The organism is Flavobacterium panacis (assembly GCF_024649945.1).
Lineage (GTDB): Bacteria > Bacteroidota > Bacteroidia > Flavobacteriales > Flavobacteriaceae > Flavobacterium > Flavobacterium panacis.
In genome coordinates, this window is the sequence record NZ_JANKMS010000011.1 from 112,515 (window position 1) to 132,310 (window position 19,796).

Sequence of the window (19,796 nt, forward strand, 5' to 3'; positions counted from 1 at the left end):
CAAGCTCCCTCGCATGTATTACTCTGCTCCTTCTTCGCTTCCAGCGAATTTGTTTTGTAAAGCAGAAATAATTCTTTGAGCTGGAGATTGTAATAATCCAATGATTTCTCCAATAAGCTCTTCTTTAGATTTAATCGTAGCTAATGCATCTAATTGGTTATCTCCAATATATACTTCAGAATTGATGTAAGCTCCTTTTAAAACTGGTTTATCAGATTTCTTACGGAAATCTTTAATAATTTTTCCAGGTGCGTTAGCAACATCAGAAATAAATATAGCACTGTTACCTGATAAAACTGTAGGTAAGTCACCATAATCATTAGAAGAAGCTTCCATTGCTTTTGCAAGCAAAGTGTTTTTTACAACCTCTAATTTGATACCTGCTTTGAAACAAGCTCTACGTAAGCTTGAAGTTGTCTCTGCGTTTAAACCAGAAATATCAGAAATGTAAATGATATTTGTACCAGCTAACTGCGCAGTTAAATTTTCAATCGCGATTGATTTTTCTTCTCTAGTCATACTAAAAATTTTTAACTACCAATTATACTGCTTTTGGGTCTAATGCGATAGCAGGACTCATTGTGCTTGTAAGGTGAATACCTTTAATGTATGTACCTTTAGCAGCAGTTGGTTTAAGTTTTATTAATGTTTGAATAATTTCGTGTGCGTTCTCAACGATTTGCTCAGCTCCAAAAGAAACTTTACCAATACCAGCGTGAACGATACCAGTTTTATCAACTTTAAAGTCAATTTTACCAGCTTTAACTTCTTGAACAGCTTTAGCAACATCCATAGTTACTGTACCTGTTTTAGGGTTTGGCATTAAACCTCTAGGTCCTAAAATACGACCTAATGGACCTAATTTACCCATAACAGCAGGCATAGTAATGATCACATCAACATCTGTCCAACCGTCTTTAATCTTTTGTAAGTAATCGTCAAGACCAACGTGATCTGCTCCAGCCTCTCTTGCTTCAGCTTCTTTATCTGGAGTAACCAATGCTAATACTTTAACGTCTTTTCCTGTTCCGTGAGGTAAAGTAACTACACCTCTAACCATTTGATTCGCTTTTCTTGGATCAACACCCAAACGAACTGCGATATCAACAGACTCATCAAATTTTGCAGAAGCAACAACTTTAATTAATGCAGCAGCATCTTTTAAAGAGTATAATTTGTTCTTTTCAATTTTTGAAGCAGCCTCTTTTTGCTTTTTTGTTAATTTTGCCATTTCTTTTTCTTAATTAAAAAGGAGCATCTCCTGATACAGTTATACCCATAGATCTAGCTGTTCCAGCAACCATACTCATAGCTTTCTCAATTGTGAAAGCGTTTAAGTCTGGCATTTTGTCTTCAGCAATAGTTCTAATTTGTTCCCAAGTAACGCTAGCTACTTTTTTACGATTAGGCTCACCAGAACCAGATTTTAGCTTTGCAGCTTCCATTAACTGAACTGCTGCTGGAGGAGTCTTAACAACAAAATCAAATGATTTGTCTTTGTACACAGTGATTTGCACTGGACAAATTTTGCCAGGTTTATCCTGAGTTCTAGCATTAAATTGCTTACAGAACTCCATGATGTTAACCCCAGCAGCTCCTAAAGCAGGTCCAACCGGTGGCGACGGGTTCGCAGCACCTCCCTTAACTTGTAGTTTAACTACCTTACTAATTTCTTTAGCCATTTTTAAAAAATTTAACACTGTAATCAATGGAAGCGATTACAATGGTTTATTATAGTGTAACAAAAAATTATACTTTTTCTACTTGCATAAAGCTTAATTCTAATGGAGTCTTTCTTCCGAAAATCTTAACCATTACCTCAAGCTTACGCTTCTCTTCATTGATTTTTTCAACAGACCCATTAAATCCATTGAAAGGACCATCAATAACCTTAACCGTTTCACCAACACTAAAAGGAATAGAACGAGTATCTGTATTTACAGCTAATTCATCTACCTTACCTAACATACGGTTTACTTCAGAAAGTCTTAAAGGAACAGGTTCTCCGCCTTTAGTTTCTCCTAAAAATCCAATAACACTAGTAATTGACTTAATAATATGAGGAATCTCACCAACTAAGTTAGCTTCGATCATAACATATCCAGGAAAATAAACTTTATCCTTAGATGATTTTTTCCCATCTTTTACAGTAACTACTTTTTCAGTAGGAACTAAAACTTGAGAAACATAATCCTCCATACCTAATCTAGCAATCTCAGTCTCGATATAAGCTTTCACTTTATTCTCTTGACCACTTACTGCTCTAACTACGTACCATTTTTTCACATTATTATCTGCCATCACAAAAAAAATTATCCTTTTAACCAGTTAAAAAATCCAGCCAAAGCTTTTGCAAAAAATTCGTCTACTCCCCAAGTTGCCAAAGCGAATAAGATCGAAAATACAGCCACAACAATTGTTAATTTTTGTACTTCAGCCCAAGCTGGCCAAGTAACATTTGACTTTAACTCTTCGAAAGCCTCTGATAAATAATTAGTAACTTTTGTCATTTGATATATTTTTTATTGCACGGGCGGAGGGATTCGAACCCCCATCAACGGTTTTGGAGACCGCTATTCTACCCTTGAACTACGCCCGTAATTAAAGCCAGTGATTAAAAAATAACCACTGGCTTTTTATATTTATTTTAATAGAATTACTCTACGATTTCAGTAACCTGACCAGCACCAACTGTTCTACCACCCTCACGGATAGCGAAACGTAAACCTACGTTCATAGCGATTGGGCTTAATAAAGCAACCTCGATAGTTAAGTTATCACCTGGCATTACCATCTCTACACCTGCTGGTAAAGTAATAACTCCAGTTACGTCAGTTGTACGTACGTAGAACTGTGGACGGTAGTTATTATGGAATGGAGTGTGACGTCCACCTTCTTCTTTTTTCAAGATATAAACCTCAGCTTTGAATTTAGCGTGTGGTTTTACTGAACCTGGCTTAATAATAACCATACCTCTTTTGATATCAGCTTTATCAATACCTCTTAACAATAAACCTACGTTATCTCCAGCTTCACCTCTATCAAGGATTTTACGGAACATCTCAACTCCTGTAATAGTAGAAGTTAATTTTTCAGCTCCCATACCAATGATTTCAACAGGATCTCCAGTGTTAGCAACTCCAGTTTCGATACGACCTGTAGCAACAGTTCCACGACCTGTAATTGTAAATACGTCCTCAACTGGCATCAAGAATGGTTTAGCAACGTCACGTACTGGCTCTTCGATCCAAGCATCAACAGCTTCCATTAATTCGATAATTTTAGGTACCCAGTTTGGATCATTGTTTAATCCTCCTAAAGCAGAACCTTGAACTACAGGACCATTATCTCCATCATATTCGTAGAAAGATAATAAATCTCTAATTTCCATTTCAACAAGCTCTAATAACTCAGCATCATCAACCATATCCACTTTGTTCATGAAAACAACGATTCTTGGAATACCAACCTGACGTCCTAAAAGGATGTGCTCACGAGTTTGTGGCATTGGACCATCTGTAGCAGCAACCACTAAGATAGCACCGTCCATTTGAGCAGCACCAGTAACCATGTTCTTAACGTAATCCGCGTGACCTGGACAGTCAACGTGAGCGTAGTGACGGTTAGCAGTTTCATACTCAACGTGTGATGTATTAATAGTAATACCTCTTTCTTTCTCCTCTGGAGCGTTATCGATTTGATCAAACGATTTTGCTTGACAGTAACCAGCATCTGACAATACTTTAGTAATTGCAGCAGTTAATGTAGTTTTTCCGTGATCTACGTGTCCAATTGTACCTATGTTTAAGTGCGGTTTGGAACGATTAAAATTCTCCTTTGCCATTTTACTTAATTTTTAATCTTAGTTATATATTAATTTTCAATTTCCTACTTACTTGAGCCAATGTCGGGATTTGAACCCGAGACCTCTTCCTTACCAAGGAAGCACTCTACCCCTGAGCTACACCGGCAGAGAGTTCTGATTTTAGAATTCAGATTTTAAATTTTAGATTTTATTAATCCAAAACCTACAACCTAAAATCTCAACTTCTTATTAGTGGGGAGAGCAGGATTCGAACCTGCGAAGTTCACACAGCAGATTTACAGTCTGCCCTCGTTGGCCGCTTGAGTATCTCCCCTAATTTTTAAAATCCCATTATTTTAAAGAACCAATTTCAAATCGCATTTGAAATATTTTGAGCCGATAGAGGGACTCGAACCCACGACCTGCTGATTACAAATCAGCTGCTCTAGCCAGCTGAGCTACATCGGCGAATACATTAAAAAAGTCCGCTATTTCTAACGGACTGCAAATGTAGCTATTTTATCTTTTAATCAAAACATTTTTTGAAAAAAATTTCAATTATATGTGTGCTCTTATTTTTTCTTTCCTTTTCACAAGCAAACGTTCTAACGATTCTGCCGAAAGCTCAACCGCTTCTTCAAAAGTTTTACACTGTTTTTTTACCAAAAAATCATCACCGGGAACATTAATCTTTATCTCCACCACCTTATTCTCCTTATCACTTGTTCTTTCAACTTTTAAAAAAACATCTGATGAAACCACTCGATCGTAGTATTTTTCCAGCTTACCCATTCTCTCTTGGATAAAATCGACCAATTTTCTGTCGACAGTAAAATTAACTGCATGAACATCTACCTTCATAATAAAAATTTTAAGATTAACATTTTAGAGTCATTACTTATTCCTTGGATGCGCCCCCTTATATACTTTTTTCATTTCCGCCAAACTATTATGAGTATAAACTTGTGTAGACGCCAAACTAGAATGCCCTAGTAACTCTTTAACTGAATTCAAATCTGCCCCGTTATTCAACAAGTGAGTTGCAAAAGTATGCCGAAGCACATGCGGACTTTTTTTTACCTTTTCCGAGACCCTACTAAAGTATGAATTTATTAAACGATAAACAAAAGATTCACTCAATTTTAATCCTTTTTTTGAAAGAAAAAAATAATCAGAATCAACAATATCATCCAAGTCATCCCGCTCTTTTACATATAGCCCGATTTGATCAGTTATAATTGGAAGAATTGGAACGATACGCTCTTTATTTCTTTTCCCCAAAACCTTTACAACACCAGACGAAAGATCCACATTCTTAATCATTAAATGAATCAACTCTGCACGACGCATTCCAGTCATATAAAACATCTCCACAATTAATTTATCCCGAATTTCTTCAAAACCAACCGGAAGATCCATTTCAGCCAACAAATCACTTAACTCTTTTTCAGAAAAAGGAACCTGAACTACTTTAGGCGTTTTCAAAGATTTATGCTTCAACATCGGACTAACTTCAATTTGCTTTGACTTTAGAAGAAACTTATAGAAAGCTTTTAAAGAAGCCATCTTCCTATTTACCGTAACATTCGAAACATTATGATCAACCAAACAAACAATCCAACTTCTAATCTGACCATAATTAACCAAATCAATACTATCCTGCTCAAACTCCTCTTTCACAAAACTTTCAAAAGCGTCCACATCTTTCAAATAAGCTTGCACGGTATAAGGAGAATATTTTCTCTCCAACAAAAGATAATCCCTAAAACTTTCCTTATTTGTTTTCATACAAATTAAAATCTGAATATTACGAGCACAAAAAAAACCGTTAGAATCAAAATTAAAACATTTTGATCACTAACGGTAATTATTTTTGAAAAGCTAAATATTAACTTTCTAAGCTATCTTTCAAACCTTGAATGTAAGCAGCTTTTTGAATTTGAGCTCTTTTGATAACAGAAGGCTTAATAAAAGCAGTACGTGCTCTTAATTGACGAACAGTTCCTGTTTTATCAAATTTTCTTTTATAGCGCTTTAATGCTCTATCGATATTTTCTCCGTCTTTAATTGGTATAATTAACATAATATAGACACCTCCTCTCGTTAAGGCTGCAAAAGTAAAAATTAATTATTAATTATAAGCTATTATTCTAAATTATTTTTCATAAACTCCATTTTTACCCGTATGCGTGAGGGATTGCAACGGAAATCCTTTTTGTTTTTTCTTTAAAAACAAAAAGATTGCAGTGAAAAGCCCGACCTTAAAAACAAAAGCCACTCTGCACCTGCTAAATGGCTTTTGTTTTTAAGGGCACGCCCAAAATATTATTATCCTTTTAATAGATTTCTAGAAATAACAACCTTTTGAATTTCAGTTGTGCCTTCTCCTATGGTACAAAGTTTAGAATCTCGGTAGAACTTTTCTACAGGGAAATCTTTGGTATAACCATAACCTCCGTGAATTTGGACAGCATCATTAGCAATTTTAACACAAGCTTCTGAAGTATACATTTTTGCCATAGCACCAGCTGTTGTAACTTCTTTATGTTGTTGTTTTAAAAAAGCAGCCTTTTGAAGCAATAACTCTGAAGCTTCGATTTCTGTAGCCATATCTGCAAGTTTAAAAGAAATTCCTTGAAAATTACTTATAGGTTGACCAAACTGATGTCTTTCTTTCGAATATTTCAATGCAGCCTCGTATGCTCCTTTTGCAATTCCTAAAGACAAAGCACCAATAGAGATTCTTCCTCCATCAAGAATTTTCATTGCCTGAACAAAACCTTGCCCAACTTCACCCAGTCTGTTTGCATCGGGAACACGGCAATTATCAAAAACCAATTCTGCAGTTTCACTGGCTCGCATTCCAAGCTTGTTTTCTTTTTTTCCTGACGAAAAGCCTTTCATTCCTTTTTCAAAAACAAAAGCAGTCATTCCTTTAGAATCTCCTTTTTCTCCAGTACGAACTACTACAACCGCAATATCTCCCGAGATTGCATGTGTTATAAAGTTTTTCGCTCCATTTACAATCCAGTGATCTCCATCTTTTACCGCAGTTGTATTCATTCCTCCCGCATCAGATCCCGTATTGTGCTCTGTTAAACCCCAGGCACCAATATATTCAGCAGTAGCTAATTTTGGCAACCATTTTTTCTTTTGTTCTTCATTTCCAAAAGTCAAAATATGATTGGTACATAACGAATTATGCGCCGCAACTGATAATCCTATTGAAGGATCTACTTTTGAGATTTCTTCAATTATAGTAACATATTCATGATAACCCAAACCTGAACCTCCATATTCTTCGGGAACCAAAACTCCCATAAACCCCATTTCTCCAAGTTTTTTAAATAACGGAATTGGAAAAATCTGCGACTCATCCCATTCCATTATATAAGGTCTAATATTTTTTTCTGCAAAGTCTTTTATAGACTGAGCAATCATTAATTGTGTTTCGTTGTAATCAAAGTTCATCAGTTGGTTTCTTTTAGAACTCCAAATATAAACTAATTATTTTTGCTTTTTCAACAGGAAAATCTTTAATTTTTGCTAAATCCTCAATATTATTAAAATTTCCGTTCATACTTCTATAAGTGACTATTTGTTTTGCCAATCCATATCTGAAATATGAAAATTGAGCCAATTCCTTTAAAGACGCATTGTTTATGTTTATTTTCTTTAACGTTGGAGGAATTATAACTTTAAAATGGCTGTTTAATTCCTTTACAACCTCAGGCGAGAGTCCCCAGATATCTTTCATCTGTTCCATTGAGACAAAACAGCCTAAAATTTCTTTTTGCTTTAATATTCTTACCGACAAGCCTTCGCCTATTCCATATACCTTCATTAAATCTTCCTGGGTTGCCTGATTGATATCTAGTACCGGAAGTTTTTCTTTTTTAGGAAATTCTTTTTTTACGAAATAAGGCTTATTCGATTTAAATTCTGTTTTATGTTGCACCCAATTTGGAAATTTGAATAATGGAGCCATTTTCTTTAGTAAAGAATCTGAAATACCAGTCACCTTTTGAAACTCTTCGGCAGAATTCACAAATTTATTTTCTTTACGAAATGCCACCAAGCGATCTATTTCCTCAACTGACATTCCAAGCTTATATCCTTTATAATCTGAAATAAAATTAGGATTAAACAAAAAAACGACTGGCTTTCTATTTTCTGTTGCCGCTTTTTCATTATCAATTTCAGATTGTAAAGAAAGCCATTGTTCTTTTTCAGGATTTGCCTGTTCTGAAACATTAAAATCAGAAAACAGATAAAACAACTGTAATCCTACTATAATAATAAAGAGTAAAAAAATACCTGTTCGTTGATATTTCGTAAAGTGTAAATACGTTTTAAAAGATCTAAAATTCATAACAAAAAACATTTTCAATAATAAAGAAAGAAAAAACTTTCAAATCTATCAAGAAAATTAGTAAGAAAAGTAGTTTTTAAAAAATTATTGAATCTGTTACAAAACGTCAATTAATTTAATGAATATCAATACTTCCCGAAAGTTTCTTGAGAGTCCTATAAAAAAATTAAACTTTTTATAACTTAAAACATGATAATTGTTTTTATTTTTTACAAAAAACAATACATTTGGCACTTAATAACAAATAAACCAATAAAATAGTATGTCAATTTGGAGAGTTAAACCTATATCAGCCTTTGAGGCCGATATGAAAAAAAGTGATTTAAAGAGGGTCCTAGGAAAATGGAGTCTTACTGCCATTGGTGTTGGTGCCATTATCGGTGGGGGAATTTTTGTACTTACAGGTACTGGGGCTTATTATCATGCAGGTCCAGCATTAGCAATTTCGTTTATAATCGCAGGTATTGCTTGTGTTTTTGCGGCTCTTTGCTATTCTGAATTTGCTTCCATTTTACCTGTTGAAGGATCTGCTTATGCTTATGCCTATGGTACGATTGGAGAAATTTTTGCTTGGATAATTGGCTGGGGACTTATTTTGGAATATGCAATGGGATCTATGACCGTCGCCGTTTCCTGGTCTGGATACTTTAATAAATTACTTAAACTATTTCACATACAACTTCCTGATTGGCTTACAACAGATCCTGCAAGTTACACTGGCGAAGGTTTCTCAATGAATCTTCCAGCTTTCTTGATCGTTATTTTAGTTATTTCTCTACTTATTAAAGGAACAAAAGATGCTGCAAAAGCGAATAACGCCATAGTTATTCTTAAAGTATCTGCAGTAATCTTCGTAATTATAGCTGGTCTTTTCTTTATCAATACAGCAAACTGGAGCCCATTTATTCCTGATGCGGCTCAAATCGTAGAAAAAGAAACCACTCACAATGCTTACGGAATTGGAGGAATTGTTTCTGGAGCTGCTGCGATTTTCTTTGCTTATGTAGGTTTTGATGCTGTTTCTACACAAGCCGGAGAAGCTATTAATCCTAAAAAAGATGTTCCTTTTGCTATTATCGCTTCTTTATTAGCTTGTACTACACTATATATTCTTGTTTCTTTAGTATTAACAGGAATGATGAATTACAAAGATTTTAATCCACTAGGAAAATATCCTGAAGCGATTAAAGCTCCTGTTGCTTATGCATTTGATATTGCTGGACAAAGTTGGGCTGGATCTATTATTACCGTTGCTGCAACTATTGGTTTGATTTCTGTATTGATGGTAATGATCATGGGACAATCTAGAATTTTCTTAGGGATGTCTAAAGACGGTTTAATTCCGCCTGTTTTCTCTAAAGTAAATCCTATTTCTGGAACTCCAAAAACAAACTTAATGATATTGGGCGCTATTATTGCAATCGTTGCCGCATTTACGCCAATCAATAAATTAGCCGATATGACAAGTTTTGGTACTTTGTTTGCCTTTACAATGGTTTGTATCGCTGTGTGGATTTTAAGAGTAAAACAACCTGGGTTAAACAGAACTTTTAAAGTTCCTGCTTTACCAGTGATTGCTGTTTTAGGAATCGCAATCAATTCTTACTTAATTTTCAATTTAAGTTTAGACGCTCAATTGTTATCGTTTGGATGGCTTTTAATTGGTATTGTGGTTTACTTTGGATACAGCAAGAAAAGATCAAGACTTAACAACAGAACTGAAGAATAAAAATACTATTTCAAAAATAGAAAAGGCTCCAATTAAATTTGGAGCCTTTTTTTATAAATCAAATACCGATGTTCTTTTGGAGCGAATTAGATCCTTTAGTCGAATCCAAAAAGCGAGCGTCAGATAAACTCCAAAACCTAAACCTGCAGTAACAAACGAAATATAGATAAAAAACAACCTTACACTTGTTACACGCATTCCCAGTTTATCTGCTAGTCTTGAAGAAACATGAAAACCATATTTTTCAAAAAAGAACTTAAGTTTTAAAATAGCTGACATTTAGATTTTTTTAGATTTTACAAAAATACAAATTATCTCATAATCTTATTTCCAAATTTTCTAATTGTTTTTGAGTAGCTCCACTCCTACCGCACATTTTAAACAGGCTTTATGATTACAATATTCGTTTTTGAGTTCTAACAAGGACTGACTTTCAAATGCAGTCTTAGATTTTATCCCAAATGAATTAAACTTATCTATTACCGCATTTTTCTCTGAAGCTACTTCATTCATAAAATCAATCAAATCTTCAGCTATTGATTCTCCTAAACTACTAGAATAAGCAAACTGAATTGGAATGATTGTATTTATAACGATTAAATCTAAAAATGATTTTGACAGCAACTTCGATTTCTTGGGACTTTCTTTGTCAAACTGATAGTGATTCTGCCAATAAGCGCTTGCCGAAACATACAATAAATCATGAACTTCATTAAGTGTTTTTAGCTTTATAATCTTAGAAAACAAGTTGGGTATTTTTTGATACAAGCCTGCTAATTGAGAAAGTCGTATGGTTGGAAAATTATCTGGACGAAGTTTAAAAAACTGAACTGGCTCAACAAATGTTCGCTCTAACTGATATTTATTAAGTAAATAAAAATATCTAAATTTTAAATCTTTAAAATAGACATCTTCTTTTTCTGTCTCTAATAAACGTGCTGTTCCAAAGAATAAAGCTTCTAAGTTTTCATGTTCAAAACTTTCTTTTCTGATAATCGAAAACGGAATTGATTTGGCAATTTGTAGAAAAGAAGTTCCGTTTGTGTTTAAACCAAAATTCTTGGCTAAAAGGCAAAATAAAACAGCTTCCCAATCTTGATTTGTTTCTTCCAATAATTCATAAACAAACTTTGATTTACGCTCTAAACGCTCAAAAAACAATCTTTCCTGCCAACTTTTAAAAACAAAATCATCGATGTCTTTAATTTGTTTCTCGCATGAAATCCATGTTTTAGGTGAAATCAATTCGGCATAATTGGACACCATTTCTTTAGCAACATAATCTTTAAGAACCAAAACAGGAATTTCTGAATTGTCTTCTCTAAAAATAGCCGTATCGTTTTCCCAAACCACATGCAGAATTACATTCTTGTATGCAGGATCATTTTCGTGGTTGTGTAGATACCAATCAGATGATTTGACATGAATTTCTACATTTCCAGCCCATTTCTGATTCCCTAATTCAATATGAGCATTAAAAAAATCAGGGCCCGAAAGTTCCAAATAATCACCCGTTTTCAAAATTGTAATTAATTCTCCCTGAACCGTTTTTAAATTTAAAGTATTAAACTTCTTGAATTTCCAGAGATAATGAAGAAAGTCTTCTTTCATTTTTTTTAGACATTATAATGATTTACAAAATCTAAAATTAATAAAAATTTAAAACTATTCTTACAAATTATATTTATTTAACGGAGCATGTATAATTTTGCACAAGCTCTTGCATCAGATAAAGCTTCATGGTGATTCAGCTGAATTTTCATTTCTCGACAGCAATCACTCAATTTTGTTGGTTTTACACCTTTAGCCTTATAAATTTTCACAGTGCATTCCCATTTTAATGCAATATTTAAATCTTCATAAACCAAACCATGCAACAGCATTGATTTCATCAAAACATTGCGGTCAAAACTTTCGTTGTGTGCTACTACAACACGATTTTTCAATCTTTTTTCAATCTCCGGATAAATCTGAAAAAAAGATTTCGCATTGACTGTATCTTTTGGATAAATCCCGTGAACACGAATTGTAAACGGACTGTATTCGTTGTTTGGTGGTTTAATCAATGATACATATTCGTCTACAATTATTCCGTTTTCGACCGTCACAATTCCGACAGAACAAGGATGATAACCCGTAGCTGTTTCAAAATCTATCGCTGTAAAATTCATTTTATATTTTTAAAAGAGAAATCCATAAATCTGATTACAAAAGCAATCATATTTATGGATTAATTTATTTTATCAATGGTCTATTTTATAGAACCAATAATATCATATTTTGTAATAATGTGATGATTTCCATTGCCTAAATCAACTAAAACGGCATCATTTTCTTTGCTGAAAAGTTTTGACACTTCTTCAATTGGAGTTCCTAATTTTACAATAGGAAAAGGTTTTCCCATTACCTCTTTAATTGGTTTTTCGGCTACATTTTTATCTGCAACGTAACTTCTAAACAAATCTGTTTCATCTACAGAACCTACAAAACCATTGATATCCACAACAGGAATTTGAGAAATTTTATATTTACGCATACGTTCAATAGCATGCGAAACCAATTCTTCTGTACGAACAACAATTAATTCTTTATCAATATGATCTTTAATAACGTCTTCTGCTTTTGTTACGTTTTCTTCTAGAAATCCGCGTTCACGCATCCAGTCATCGTTAAACATTTTTCCGACATAACGGCTTCCAGAATCATGAAACAGAACCACCACAACATCATCGGCTTTAAAATGTTCTTTTAACTGCAATAAGCCTTTGATACAAGCTCCAGCTGAATTCCCAACAAAAATGGCTTCTTCAAGTGCAATCTTTCTGGTATACACTGCTGCATCTTTATCTGTTACTTTTGTGAAACCATCAATTAAAGAAAAATCAACATTTTTAGGCAAGATATCTTCTCCAATTCCCTCAGTAATATAAGAGTAAATTTCGTTCTCATCAAAAATTCCAGTTTCGTGGTATTTCTTGAAAACAGAACCATAAGTATCAATTCCCCAAATTTTAATATTTGGATTTTTTTCTTTTAAATATTTCCCCACACCAGAAATCGTTCCTCCGGTTCCAACACCTACAACAAAATGCGTGATCTTACCTTCTGTCTGTTTCCAGATTTCTGGTCCTGTTTGTTCATAATGTGCCAATGAGTTAGACATATTATCATATTGGTTTACATACCAAGAATTTGGTGTTTCTTCGGCTAAACGCTTTGAAACTGAATAATACGAACGAGGATCTGTAGGTTCAACATCTGTTGGACAAACCACTACTTTTGCTCCAACAGCACGAAGAATATCCATTTTTTCTTTTGATTGCTTATCTGAAATCACACAAATCAATTTATATCCTTTTACGATTGCAACCAAAGCGAGTCCCATTCCTGTATTTCCAGAAGTTCCTTCAATGATAGTTCCTCCTGGTTTTAATCTTCCGTCGGCTTCTGCATCTTCAATCATTTTCACAGCCATTCTGTCTTTTACAGAATTACCTGGATTAAAAGTTTCGACTTTTGCCAATACTAACGCATCAATTTCAGCAACAATTTTGTTGAGCTTTACCAATGGTGTGTTACCAATTGTTTCTAAAATATTATTTGAAAAGTCCATTTTATTTAAGTTTATTATGTGGTTTTAAAATTAAAGTAGGTTTTTATTGGAAGAAATTCCAAACCAAACCAAAACGCAATACAAAATCACGATACGGATTATTTGGCGTGGCATAATAGTTACTTTGTGAAAACAATGCATTAAAATGCTCTGCTTTTAAATAAAATCTTGTCTGACGGATTCTTGCATTTAAAAAGAAATCAAATGTTGCAAAACCACCTGTTTTTTTATTTTGCTGCACAAAGAACTCAGCAATAACAGGGTTATAATCATCTCCATAATATTCAGTTAAATAATTAAACACAAGTCCCGTTTGCAAAAATAATGCCTTTTTAAAGAAATGACCTGAATAGTAAAATGTGTTTCTAGTTACAAAATCAGGAACATTTAAAATCAAGTCGGACTGATCTACTTTTTGATATAAAAGTGTATTGTCTAATGCAAAATGACCAAATTTAAACTCACGACTTGCTTTTATTTCCAAATAATTAATCACATTCCCATATTGAAGCGGTCTAACAATTTGAATATTGGCTGCTTTTTGTGCATCTGTACCAACATTAGCAAAATACAAATGATCATTAAGAACCGTATATTGAACTTGTCCTGTCAACCAAGGAGTCTGAATTTCAGCACTAAGCGAATTAATTTTTTCGTTTTTAAAATCATTTGACCAATTGTACTCTACCCAACTACTTTGATATAAATTGTAATTATTGTTTGGTAGTTTATTGATGTTTCGATATCTAAAATCAAACTTAATTTTATCATTTAAATCGTATCGCAGCTTCGCATCCAAATCAGAAAGTGACTGATTCGTAATTGATCTGGAGTACAAAAATCGACCATTCCATTTGTTTTTCTGATATTCGTATTGCCCTCCAACATTATTAAATTGCAAATACAAATTTGCTGGTACAGCATGCCCTGAACTATCAATTATAATTCGCTCGTATTGATAATTTGATCTGTAATCATCAATAAAGAAGTTAAATTTCCCTAAAAGTGAATTTTCATAGGCTAGTCCAGCTTTATTATAAAGCCTTTCATACTTTGTCTTATCATTAATATTACTTGCTGCATAAGAATCTCCAAATCGTGCTACTCGCGTACTAGCATTATTACTATCTGTAACAGTAGAAAGTATTGTTGGTTGCTTATATTCATACGTTTTACTCTCGTAATTGAACTGATGAGTTACATACAAATTATTACTTCCATCTGTCGGATTTACTCTAAATGCATGATCAAAAAACAGTCTTCTTCCTTTTAAAAGAGATTCTGCATCGGTCAAATAAACCTGTAATCTTTGCCTGTTTTTATAGTCTTTATTATCGCTTTCAAAATTATCAGTATTTGTAATACCGCCATTTTCTTCATTTAAAACGTCCTGAGAAGTAAAATGTGCGTTTATCGCATAACGTTTGTCGGTTGTAGCATAACTCGTTGTAAATCTAAAGCTCCCTGCACTAACTAATTGATTAATATAATCTCCCTCAGATCTTAAACCTCTATAGGCAATCGAAAAATTCAGGTTTTTGGAAGTATTTAAAGTGATAAAAGAATCTACATTTTGACCTTTATTAATTGTTGTATTAAAAAACAATTCAGTAAAAGGAGTTGCAGCAGAGTAATATCTGATTTGATCTGCCTGCATATAATTAAAATGTTTTCCGTTAAAACCAATTTCCGGATAAGGAGAAAAACTCGTTAAACTATATTGTAAGGTATTCAATGGCTGCCCAATATTCGAGAATTCCTGATATCCGAAAAGATCTTTTCTAAGATGATTTTGTCTGTAAGCACTTTTAATTGTTAGCGATGTATCAGCATAAATTGTATCGTGCTCCAAAGTGACAATTTTATACTGATCGATCGTCGCTATTTTTTGCTTTTTCTTTTTTACGGTATCCGTAATACTTGAATATTCCGTATTCATATCTAAATTATTTTTAGAAGCTGGCTTTTTTTCCTGAGAAAACAATAACGTTGGTACAACTAATAGATATAGAAAAATGAATATTCTCATTTGATGGCTTTGTATAAATTTATTTTGACAAAATTTGCTAAGCAAAGGTAAATTATAAAAACAAATAAAGAAAAAAACACTTCATTTTATACAATTGCCTTGGCTGACAGTACGAAAACGAATATTTTTGCTGAAAATTTCATCTAATTTGTTATTAAAAACCTAAAAAAATGCTCGAAAAAAATTTCTCAGGATTTGTTTTAGAAACTGGAACAGACGAAGCCGGAAGAGGATGTCTGGCTGGCCCGGTTACTGCCGCTGCTATAATTCTTCCTGCTGATTTTGAGAATACAATCTTAAATGATAGTAAGCAATTATCTGAAAAAGCAAGAGCACTTTTAAGACCAATTATAGAAAAAGAAGCACTCTGTTTTGCCGTGACGCATTTATTTCCAGATGAAATTGATGAAATAAACATTCTTAATGCGTCTATGAAAGGAATGCAGGAATGTATATTAAAATTAAAACATGTCCCTGAATTTATTATTGTGGATGGAAATCGTTCCTTAAATGCCAAACTTGGACTTAAAAATGTTTTTGGAAAACAATTTTCTCAGGATGAAATTACTCTTTTAAAATCGATTCCAAATCAAAGTATTATAAAAGGGGATGGAAAATATTTAAGTATTGCTGCCGCATCTGTTTTGGCAAAAACGTATCGTGATGAATACATGGATCAAATTCATGAAGAATTTCCAATGTACAACTGGAAAAAAAATAAAGGTTATCCAACCAAAGAACATCGAGAAGCCATTAAAGAATTTGGAACTACAAAATATCACAGAATGAGTTTCAGACTTTTACCGGATCAACTAGAACTTGATTTGTTTCAATAAAAAAAAGACTTATCTAAAAATGATAAGTCTTTTCTATTTAGATCTTTTACTTTTATTTCTTAAACAAATTCGGCTTCGAAAAGCTCCGTAAAATGTTTGATGATTTTAGATTTCACTTCTTCTTCATCTACTTTTTCAACACCAAGTTCTACATTTAAAGAAGTCACACCTTTTCCGCGAATTCCACACGGAATAATATTATCAAAATAACCTAAATCGACATTTACGTTTAAGGCAAATCCGTGCATGGTTACCCAACGAGAGGCACGAACGCCCATTGCACAAATCTTACGTGCAAACGGAGTTCCTACACCAAGCCAAACGCCTGTTTCGCCTTCACTTCTACCCGATTCTAAACCATATTCTGCCAAAGTCAGAATGATTGATTCTTCTAGCAAACGTAAGTATTTATGAATATCGGTAAAGAAATTTTCTAAGTCCAAAATCGGATATCCTACAATTTGTCCTGGTCCATGATACGTGATATCTCCACCACGATTGATTTTATAGAAAGTCGCTCCTTTGGCTTCTAATTGTTTTTCGTTTAATAATAAATTTTCCAAATCACCGCTTTTACCTAAAGTATAAACGTGTGGATGCTCAACAAATAATAAATAATTTGGTGTTGGCAGGTCTAGTTCTTCTCTTCTGTTCTTGATTTTTAAATCGACTATATCTTTGAAGATTTCTTCCTGATATTCCCAGGTCGATTTATAATCTTTTTTGCCCAGATCCTGAAGTTGGATTTTTTTATTCATTTTAATTATTTTTCAAACTCAACATCAAAGTTAAGTTTGTCAGGATTCTCCATATAATCCGTAAAAGAGTATTGAATTGTAATTGATTTTCGATCATCGCTAAACAATGCGTTCGGATTAGAAACTTTCTTAATCTTTTTTGGGAAATGATATTTTACAATATAATTAGACGAAGCAAACATCATTTTAGACATATCTGCAGCCGAATCTTTAGCTTTTGCTGCCAGCTTTTGCTGATCTATTGTTGCTTTTCTTGTAAATTTCTTCCCATCATAAGTATAAACTAATTTACTGCCATTGTCTCCAAAACCATTTCCAAGCGGATTTGCATTTGCTCCTCCTTCTAATCTTTGGAATGTACTTAAAGTTTGAAGAATATCCTGCAGTTCATTTACATTTTTAAAATCAGTTCCCATTGTCATTAAAAACTGTTTCTTCTCTGAACTCATTTTTGTACTAACAACAAAATTCTCCAATTTCTTAAGTTCTTTTTGAGTTTCAGGAGACAATTTAGCGATACTGTCTTTTTTTTCTTCAAATATTTGTTTGAATGTAAAAGTGGAGTCAATATCTTTTTTAGTATCTCCCATTTGACCAGCAATTTGGTCTCCAGCCATTTCCATCAAAGCAGAACCATCCATATCTACAGAGAATTTTCCGGTTCCGTTATCGTTAATGTAAATATTTTCTGTGAAGGTGCAACTCGTTAATGTTGCTATTAAAAAAGAAAAACTAAGTAATTTGTATAATTTCATCGGAGTACAATTTTTTATCAAAGATACAAACTCTATTTGAAAGAATACTGTTTTACAATCTTAGTGCTTAATCTTCAAAAGTTACTTTAAAACCAACTTCCATATTATTGCTATCCTCCATATTTTCTAATGGTGCATCGTAAGTAAAACTCTTTTTGTCTGGAGCAATTACAGCACCTTTTAAAGAAACAGTTTTAATTTTCTTTGGAAAATGATATTCCATTGAATATTTGCATTCTTTTAGCATTTCATTCATTTTGGCAGAAAAAGGATCATTTTCGTCTTTTTCTTTCTTTTTACTTTTAGCTTTTGGAAGAGCTTTTTTAGTGTCTTCCGAAGATGTGATTGTTTTAATAAAAACTTTTCCATCATACTTAAAAGAAGCCGAATTTTTACTTTCTGATTTTGGGCCAGCACTTAAAGCTCCAAGATTTTTTTTATCAGATAATGCTAGCTTTTCCATCGCTTGAGCTGGAGAAGCCATTTTTTGAATACTATCTAAATTCGGAAAATCAAAAGCCATATTATACTCCATTTGCTTTTTCTCTTCGTTGATTTTCAAGTTGATTTTAAAATTTTCAAGAACCTTAAGCATTTCTTTTTCAGCGGGTGGCAATTTGGCGATGCTGTCTTTTGCTTTGTCGAAAAGTTCTTTGAAATTGAAGGTGGTATCTATAACTTTTTTATTTTTTAAAGTATCAGAACTCTTCATTCCCATTTTGTACATGCCTGCCATGTCAAATCCGTAGGAGAAAGATCCAGAACCATCTTCGTTTATGGTTACTTTTTCTTTAATGGTGCAACTGGAAATACTTAACGCAATGAACAAACAAAGTAACATTCTTTTCATAGTTTTAGATTTAGGTTGATGAGCGAACGAAGATACTTTCTTTTGTAAATTATTTAGATTTTTATTCTAAAATTACTTCAAGATTTGTGCTTTGAGGATCTTTAATACAATCAGCAAGCTTAAATTCTATAGTCAAAGATTTTTGGTCTGAAGCAATAATTGTTTTTGAATTTGAAACCGATTTTATTTTTTGAGGAAAATGATACTTTAAAACATAAGATTGTGTCAATTTCGCATCACCATATTTAGCTTTAAATCTTTCTGAATCGCCTTTTGCTTTTTCAAATTCGGTTGTATTGATAATGGAAACTGATCGTTTGAAAACTTTTCCATCAAAAGCGTATTCAATTCTGAAATAATGATTTTCGGCTGTCAAAGCATAATTATGCTGAATATCGGATGCATAATCTTCCGTTTTAAATAAATCTGGGATTTCTGAAACTTTATTAAAATGAAGAGTAAAAACAGATCTGAATTCTTTTTCGAATGAACTTCGTTTAATATACGTCTTTACATTTGCATATTTTTGAAATAACTGCTGTTCTTCTACTGTATATTTTTGAAAATTCTCTTTGTATTTGGCTATATAATCTTTGAAAACATAAGTAGTATCCTGAAAAACATTTTCTTTAGAATATTCTTCTCCTACCATTTGCATATAACTGTTTTCTTCTCGAAGCTGCACAACCTCAACGTCTCCGCTTCCGTCTGAATGAATTGTTATTGTTTCTGTAATTTGACAGCTTGTAAAAGAAAGCAATAGGAGAAAAAAGGGTAAATATTTCATGTCTTATTAAAAATCTAAGTTTTGAGCAGCTAATATAGTAAGTTTTTTCACTCATTTAATTCTAACTAAAATGTCTTTTGAAAACAAAAACTTCTACTCTAGCCCCGATAGAAGCGGTATCCTTTTTCTTGCTTCTTTAGCAAGGAAAAGATACAAGCGAATAGCGGGACAAAACGTTCTTGAAAAAACGGAAATTTCTGCTGCAAAAAACCTTAACACTTTGAGTTGAAACTTGAAACAAAAATTTTATCTTTGCACACTT

At 33.1% G+C, this 19,796-nt stretch carries 22 protein-coding genes and 4 tRNA genes; 2 read left to right on the forward strand and 24 right to left on the reverse strand.

The genetic code is table 11. The features are described from left to right. Positions 1-18 precede the first annotated feature (18 nt). The 15 genes from rplJ to NQQ59_RS20915 all read right to left on the reverse strand — a co-directional run bounded on the left by rplJ (position 19) and on the right by NQQ59_RS20915 (position 8,189). Entirely contained in the window at positions 19-519 is a 501-nt protein-coding gene (gene rplJ, locus NQQ59_RS20845) for a 50S ribosomal protein L10 (RefSeq protein ID WP_144215159.1), read from the reverse strand. Positions 520-541: 22 nt separating this feature from the next. Further along, positions 542-1,231, reverse strand: a complete 690-nt coding sequence (gene rplA / locus NQQ59_RS20850; protein WP_008466920.1) for a 50S ribosomal protein L1 — start codon at positions 1,229-1,231, stop codon at positions 542-544. 13 nt (positions 1,232-1,244) lie between these two features. After that, the gene (rplK, locus tag NQQ59_RS20855) at positions 1,245-1,682 is read right to left on the reverse strand and encodes a 50S ribosomal protein L11 (RefSeq protein ID WP_008466923.1); all 438 of its coding nucleotides are present in this window, start codon (positions 1,680-1,682) and stop codon (positions 1,245-1,247) included. A 67-nt stretch (positions 1,683-1,749) separates the two neighbouring features. Then, on the reverse strand, positions 1,750-2,301 hold the full coding sequence (gene nusG, locus NQQ59_RS20860; protein ID WP_008466925.1) for a transcription termination/antitermination protein NusG: 552 nt from the start codon (positions 2,299-2,301) through the stop codon (positions 1,750-1,752). A gap of 11 nt (positions 2,302-2,312) precedes the next feature. Then, positions 2,313-2,510 (reverse strand): preprotein translocase subunit SecE, encoded by a 198-nt coding sequence (gene secE / locus NQQ59_RS20865; protein WP_008466927.1) that lies wholly within the window; start codon positions 2,508-2,510, stop codon positions 2,313-2,315. A gap of 18 nt (positions 2,511-2,528) precedes the next feature. Further along, positions 2,529-2,599 (reverse strand) — tRNA-Trp (locus tag NQQ59_RS20870). A 57-nt stretch (positions 2,600-2,656) separates the two neighbouring features. Continuing rightward, the gene (tuf, locus tag NQQ59_RS20875) at positions 2,657-3,844 is read right to left on the reverse strand and encodes an elongation factor Tu (protein ID WP_115889623.1); all 1,188 of its coding nucleotides are present in this window, start codon (positions 3,842-3,844) and stop codon (positions 2,657-2,659) included. A 55-nt stretch (positions 3,845-3,899) separates the two neighbouring features. Continuing rightward, positions 3,900-3,971, reverse strand: a tRNA-Thr gene (locus tag NQQ59_RS20880). An 87-nt stretch (positions 3,972-4,058) separates the two neighbouring features. After that, positions 4,059-4,139 (reverse strand) — tRNA-Tyr (locus NQQ59_RS20885). 60 nt (positions 4,140-4,199) lie between these two features. After that, a tRNA-Thr gene (locus NQQ59_RS20890) sits at positions 4,200-4,273 on the reverse strand. A gap of 90 nt (positions 4,274-4,363) precedes the next feature. Further along, positions 4,364-4,666, reverse strand: a complete 303-nt coding sequence (gene hpf, locus NQQ59_RS20895) for a ribosome hibernation-promoting factor, HPF/YfiA family (protein ID WP_008466930.1) — start codon at positions 4,664-4,666, stop codon at positions 4,364-4,366. A 33-nt stretch (positions 4,667-4,699) separates the two neighbouring features. Then, a complete protein-coding gene (locus NQQ59_RS20900) occupies positions 4,700-5,593 on the reverse strand; it encodes a tyrosine-type recombinase/integrase (RefSeq protein WP_144215160.1) in 894 nt (297 codons plus the stop codon). A gap of 100 nt (positions 5,594-5,693) precedes the next feature. Beyond that, the gene (gene rpsU, locus NQQ59_RS20905) at positions 5,694-5,888 is read right to left on the reverse strand and encodes a 30S ribosomal protein S21 (RefSeq protein WP_026730435.1); all 195 of its coding nucleotides are present in this window, start codon (positions 5,886-5,888) and stop codon (positions 5,694-5,696) included. Between the two features lie 245 nt (positions 5,889-6,133). Then, positions 6,134-7,276 (reverse strand): acyl-CoA dehydrogenase family protein, encoded by a 1,143-nt coding sequence (locus NQQ59_RS20910; RefSeq protein ID WP_144215161.1) that lies wholly within the window; start codon positions 7,274-7,276, stop codon positions 6,134-6,136. 13 nt (positions 7,277-7,289) lie between these two features. Then, positions 7,290-8,189, reverse strand: a complete 900-nt coding sequence (locus NQQ59_RS20915) for a helix-hairpin-helix domain-containing protein (RefSeq protein ID WP_257698428.1) — start codon at positions 8,187-8,189, stop codon at positions 7,290-7,292. Positions 8,190-8,439: 250 nt separating this feature from the next. On the opposite strand from NQQ59_RS20915, the gene NQQ59_RS20920 reads away from it, so the two are divergent. Continuing rightward, on the forward strand, positions 8,440-9,906 hold the full coding sequence (locus tag NQQ59_RS20920; RefSeq protein ID WP_144215162.1) for an APC family permease: 1,467 nt from the start codon (positions 8,440-8,442) through the stop codon (positions 9,904-9,906). Positions 9,907-9,957: 51 nt separating this feature from the next. Here NQQ59_RS20920 and NQQ59_RS20925 read toward each other — a convergent pair whose 3' ends face one another. From NQQ59_RS20925 to NQQ59_RS20945, 5 genes are all read right to left on the reverse strand, one after another. Then, a complete protein-coding gene (locus NQQ59_RS20925) occupies positions 9,958-10,185 on the reverse strand; it encodes a PspC family transcriptional regulator (RefSeq protein WP_008466940.1) in 228 nt (75 codons plus the stop codon). 60 nt (positions 10,186-10,245) lie between these two features. Further along, a complete protein-coding gene (locus tag NQQ59_RS20930; protein WP_144215163.1) occupies positions 10,246-11,517 on the reverse strand; it encodes a DUF2851 family protein in 1,272 nt (423 codons plus the stop codon). A 77-nt stretch (positions 11,518-11,594) separates the two neighbouring features. After that, complete coding sequence (locus NQQ59_RS20935; RefSeq protein WP_144215164.1) at positions 11,595-12,077, reverse strand: 3'-5' exonuclease; 483 nt, start codon at positions 12,075-12,077, stop codon at positions 11,595-11,597. Between the two features lie 80 nt (positions 12,078-12,157). Further along, on the reverse strand, positions 12,158-13,519 hold the full coding sequence (locus tag NQQ59_RS20940; RefSeq protein ID WP_144215165.1) for a pyridoxal-phosphate dependent enzyme: 1,362 nt from the start codon (positions 13,517-13,519) through the stop codon (positions 12,158-12,160). Positions 13,520-13,562: 43 nt separating this feature from the next. Further along, complete coding sequence (locus NQQ59_RS20945) at positions 13,563-15,548, reverse strand: putative porin (RefSeq protein WP_144215166.1); 1,986 nt, start codon at positions 15,546-15,548, stop codon at positions 13,563-13,565. A 170-nt stretch (positions 15,549-15,718) separates the two neighbouring features. Between NQQ59_RS20945 and NQQ59_RS20950 the strand changes: the two genes are divergently transcribed. Then, a complete protein-coding gene (locus tag NQQ59_RS20950; RefSeq protein ID WP_144215167.1) occupies positions 15,719-16,384 on the forward strand; it encodes a ribonuclease HII in 666 nt (221 codons plus the stop codon). A gap of 59 nt (positions 16,385-16,443) precedes the next feature. Here the strand turns inward: NQQ59_RS20950 and lipB are convergent, their stop codons facing one another. The 4 genes from lipB to NQQ59_RS20970 all read right to left on the reverse strand — a co-directional run bounded on the left by lipB (position 16,444) and on the right by NQQ59_RS20970 (position 19,534). Beyond that, positions 16,444-17,142: a lipoyl(octanoyl) transferase LipB gene (lipB, locus tag NQQ59_RS20955; RefSeq protein ID WP_144215168.1), complete on the reverse strand. Its 699-nt coding sequence runs from the start codon at positions 17,140-17,142 to the stop codon at positions 16,444-16,446. A gap of 5 nt (positions 17,143-17,147) precedes the next feature. Beyond that, positions 17,148-17,897: a hypothetical protein gene (locus NQQ59_RS20960; protein ID WP_144215169.1), complete on the reverse strand. Its 750-nt coding sequence runs from the start codon at positions 17,895-17,897 to the stop codon at positions 17,148-17,150. A 67-nt stretch (positions 17,898-17,964) separates the two neighbouring features. Next, positions 17,965-18,747 carry a hypothetical protein gene (locus NQQ59_RS20965; protein WP_144215170.1) on the reverse strand — a complete coding sequence of 261 codons (783 nt, stop codon included), beginning with the start codon at positions 18,745-18,747 and terminating at the stop codon, positions 17,965-17,967. Between the two features lie 61 nt (positions 18,748-18,808). Next, positions 18,809-19,534: a hypothetical protein gene (locus NQQ59_RS20970; RefSeq protein ID WP_144215171.1), complete on the reverse strand. Its 726-nt coding sequence runs from the start codon at positions 19,532-19,534 to the stop codon at positions 18,809-18,811. Between the last annotated feature and the right edge of the window lie 262 nt (positions 19,535-19,796).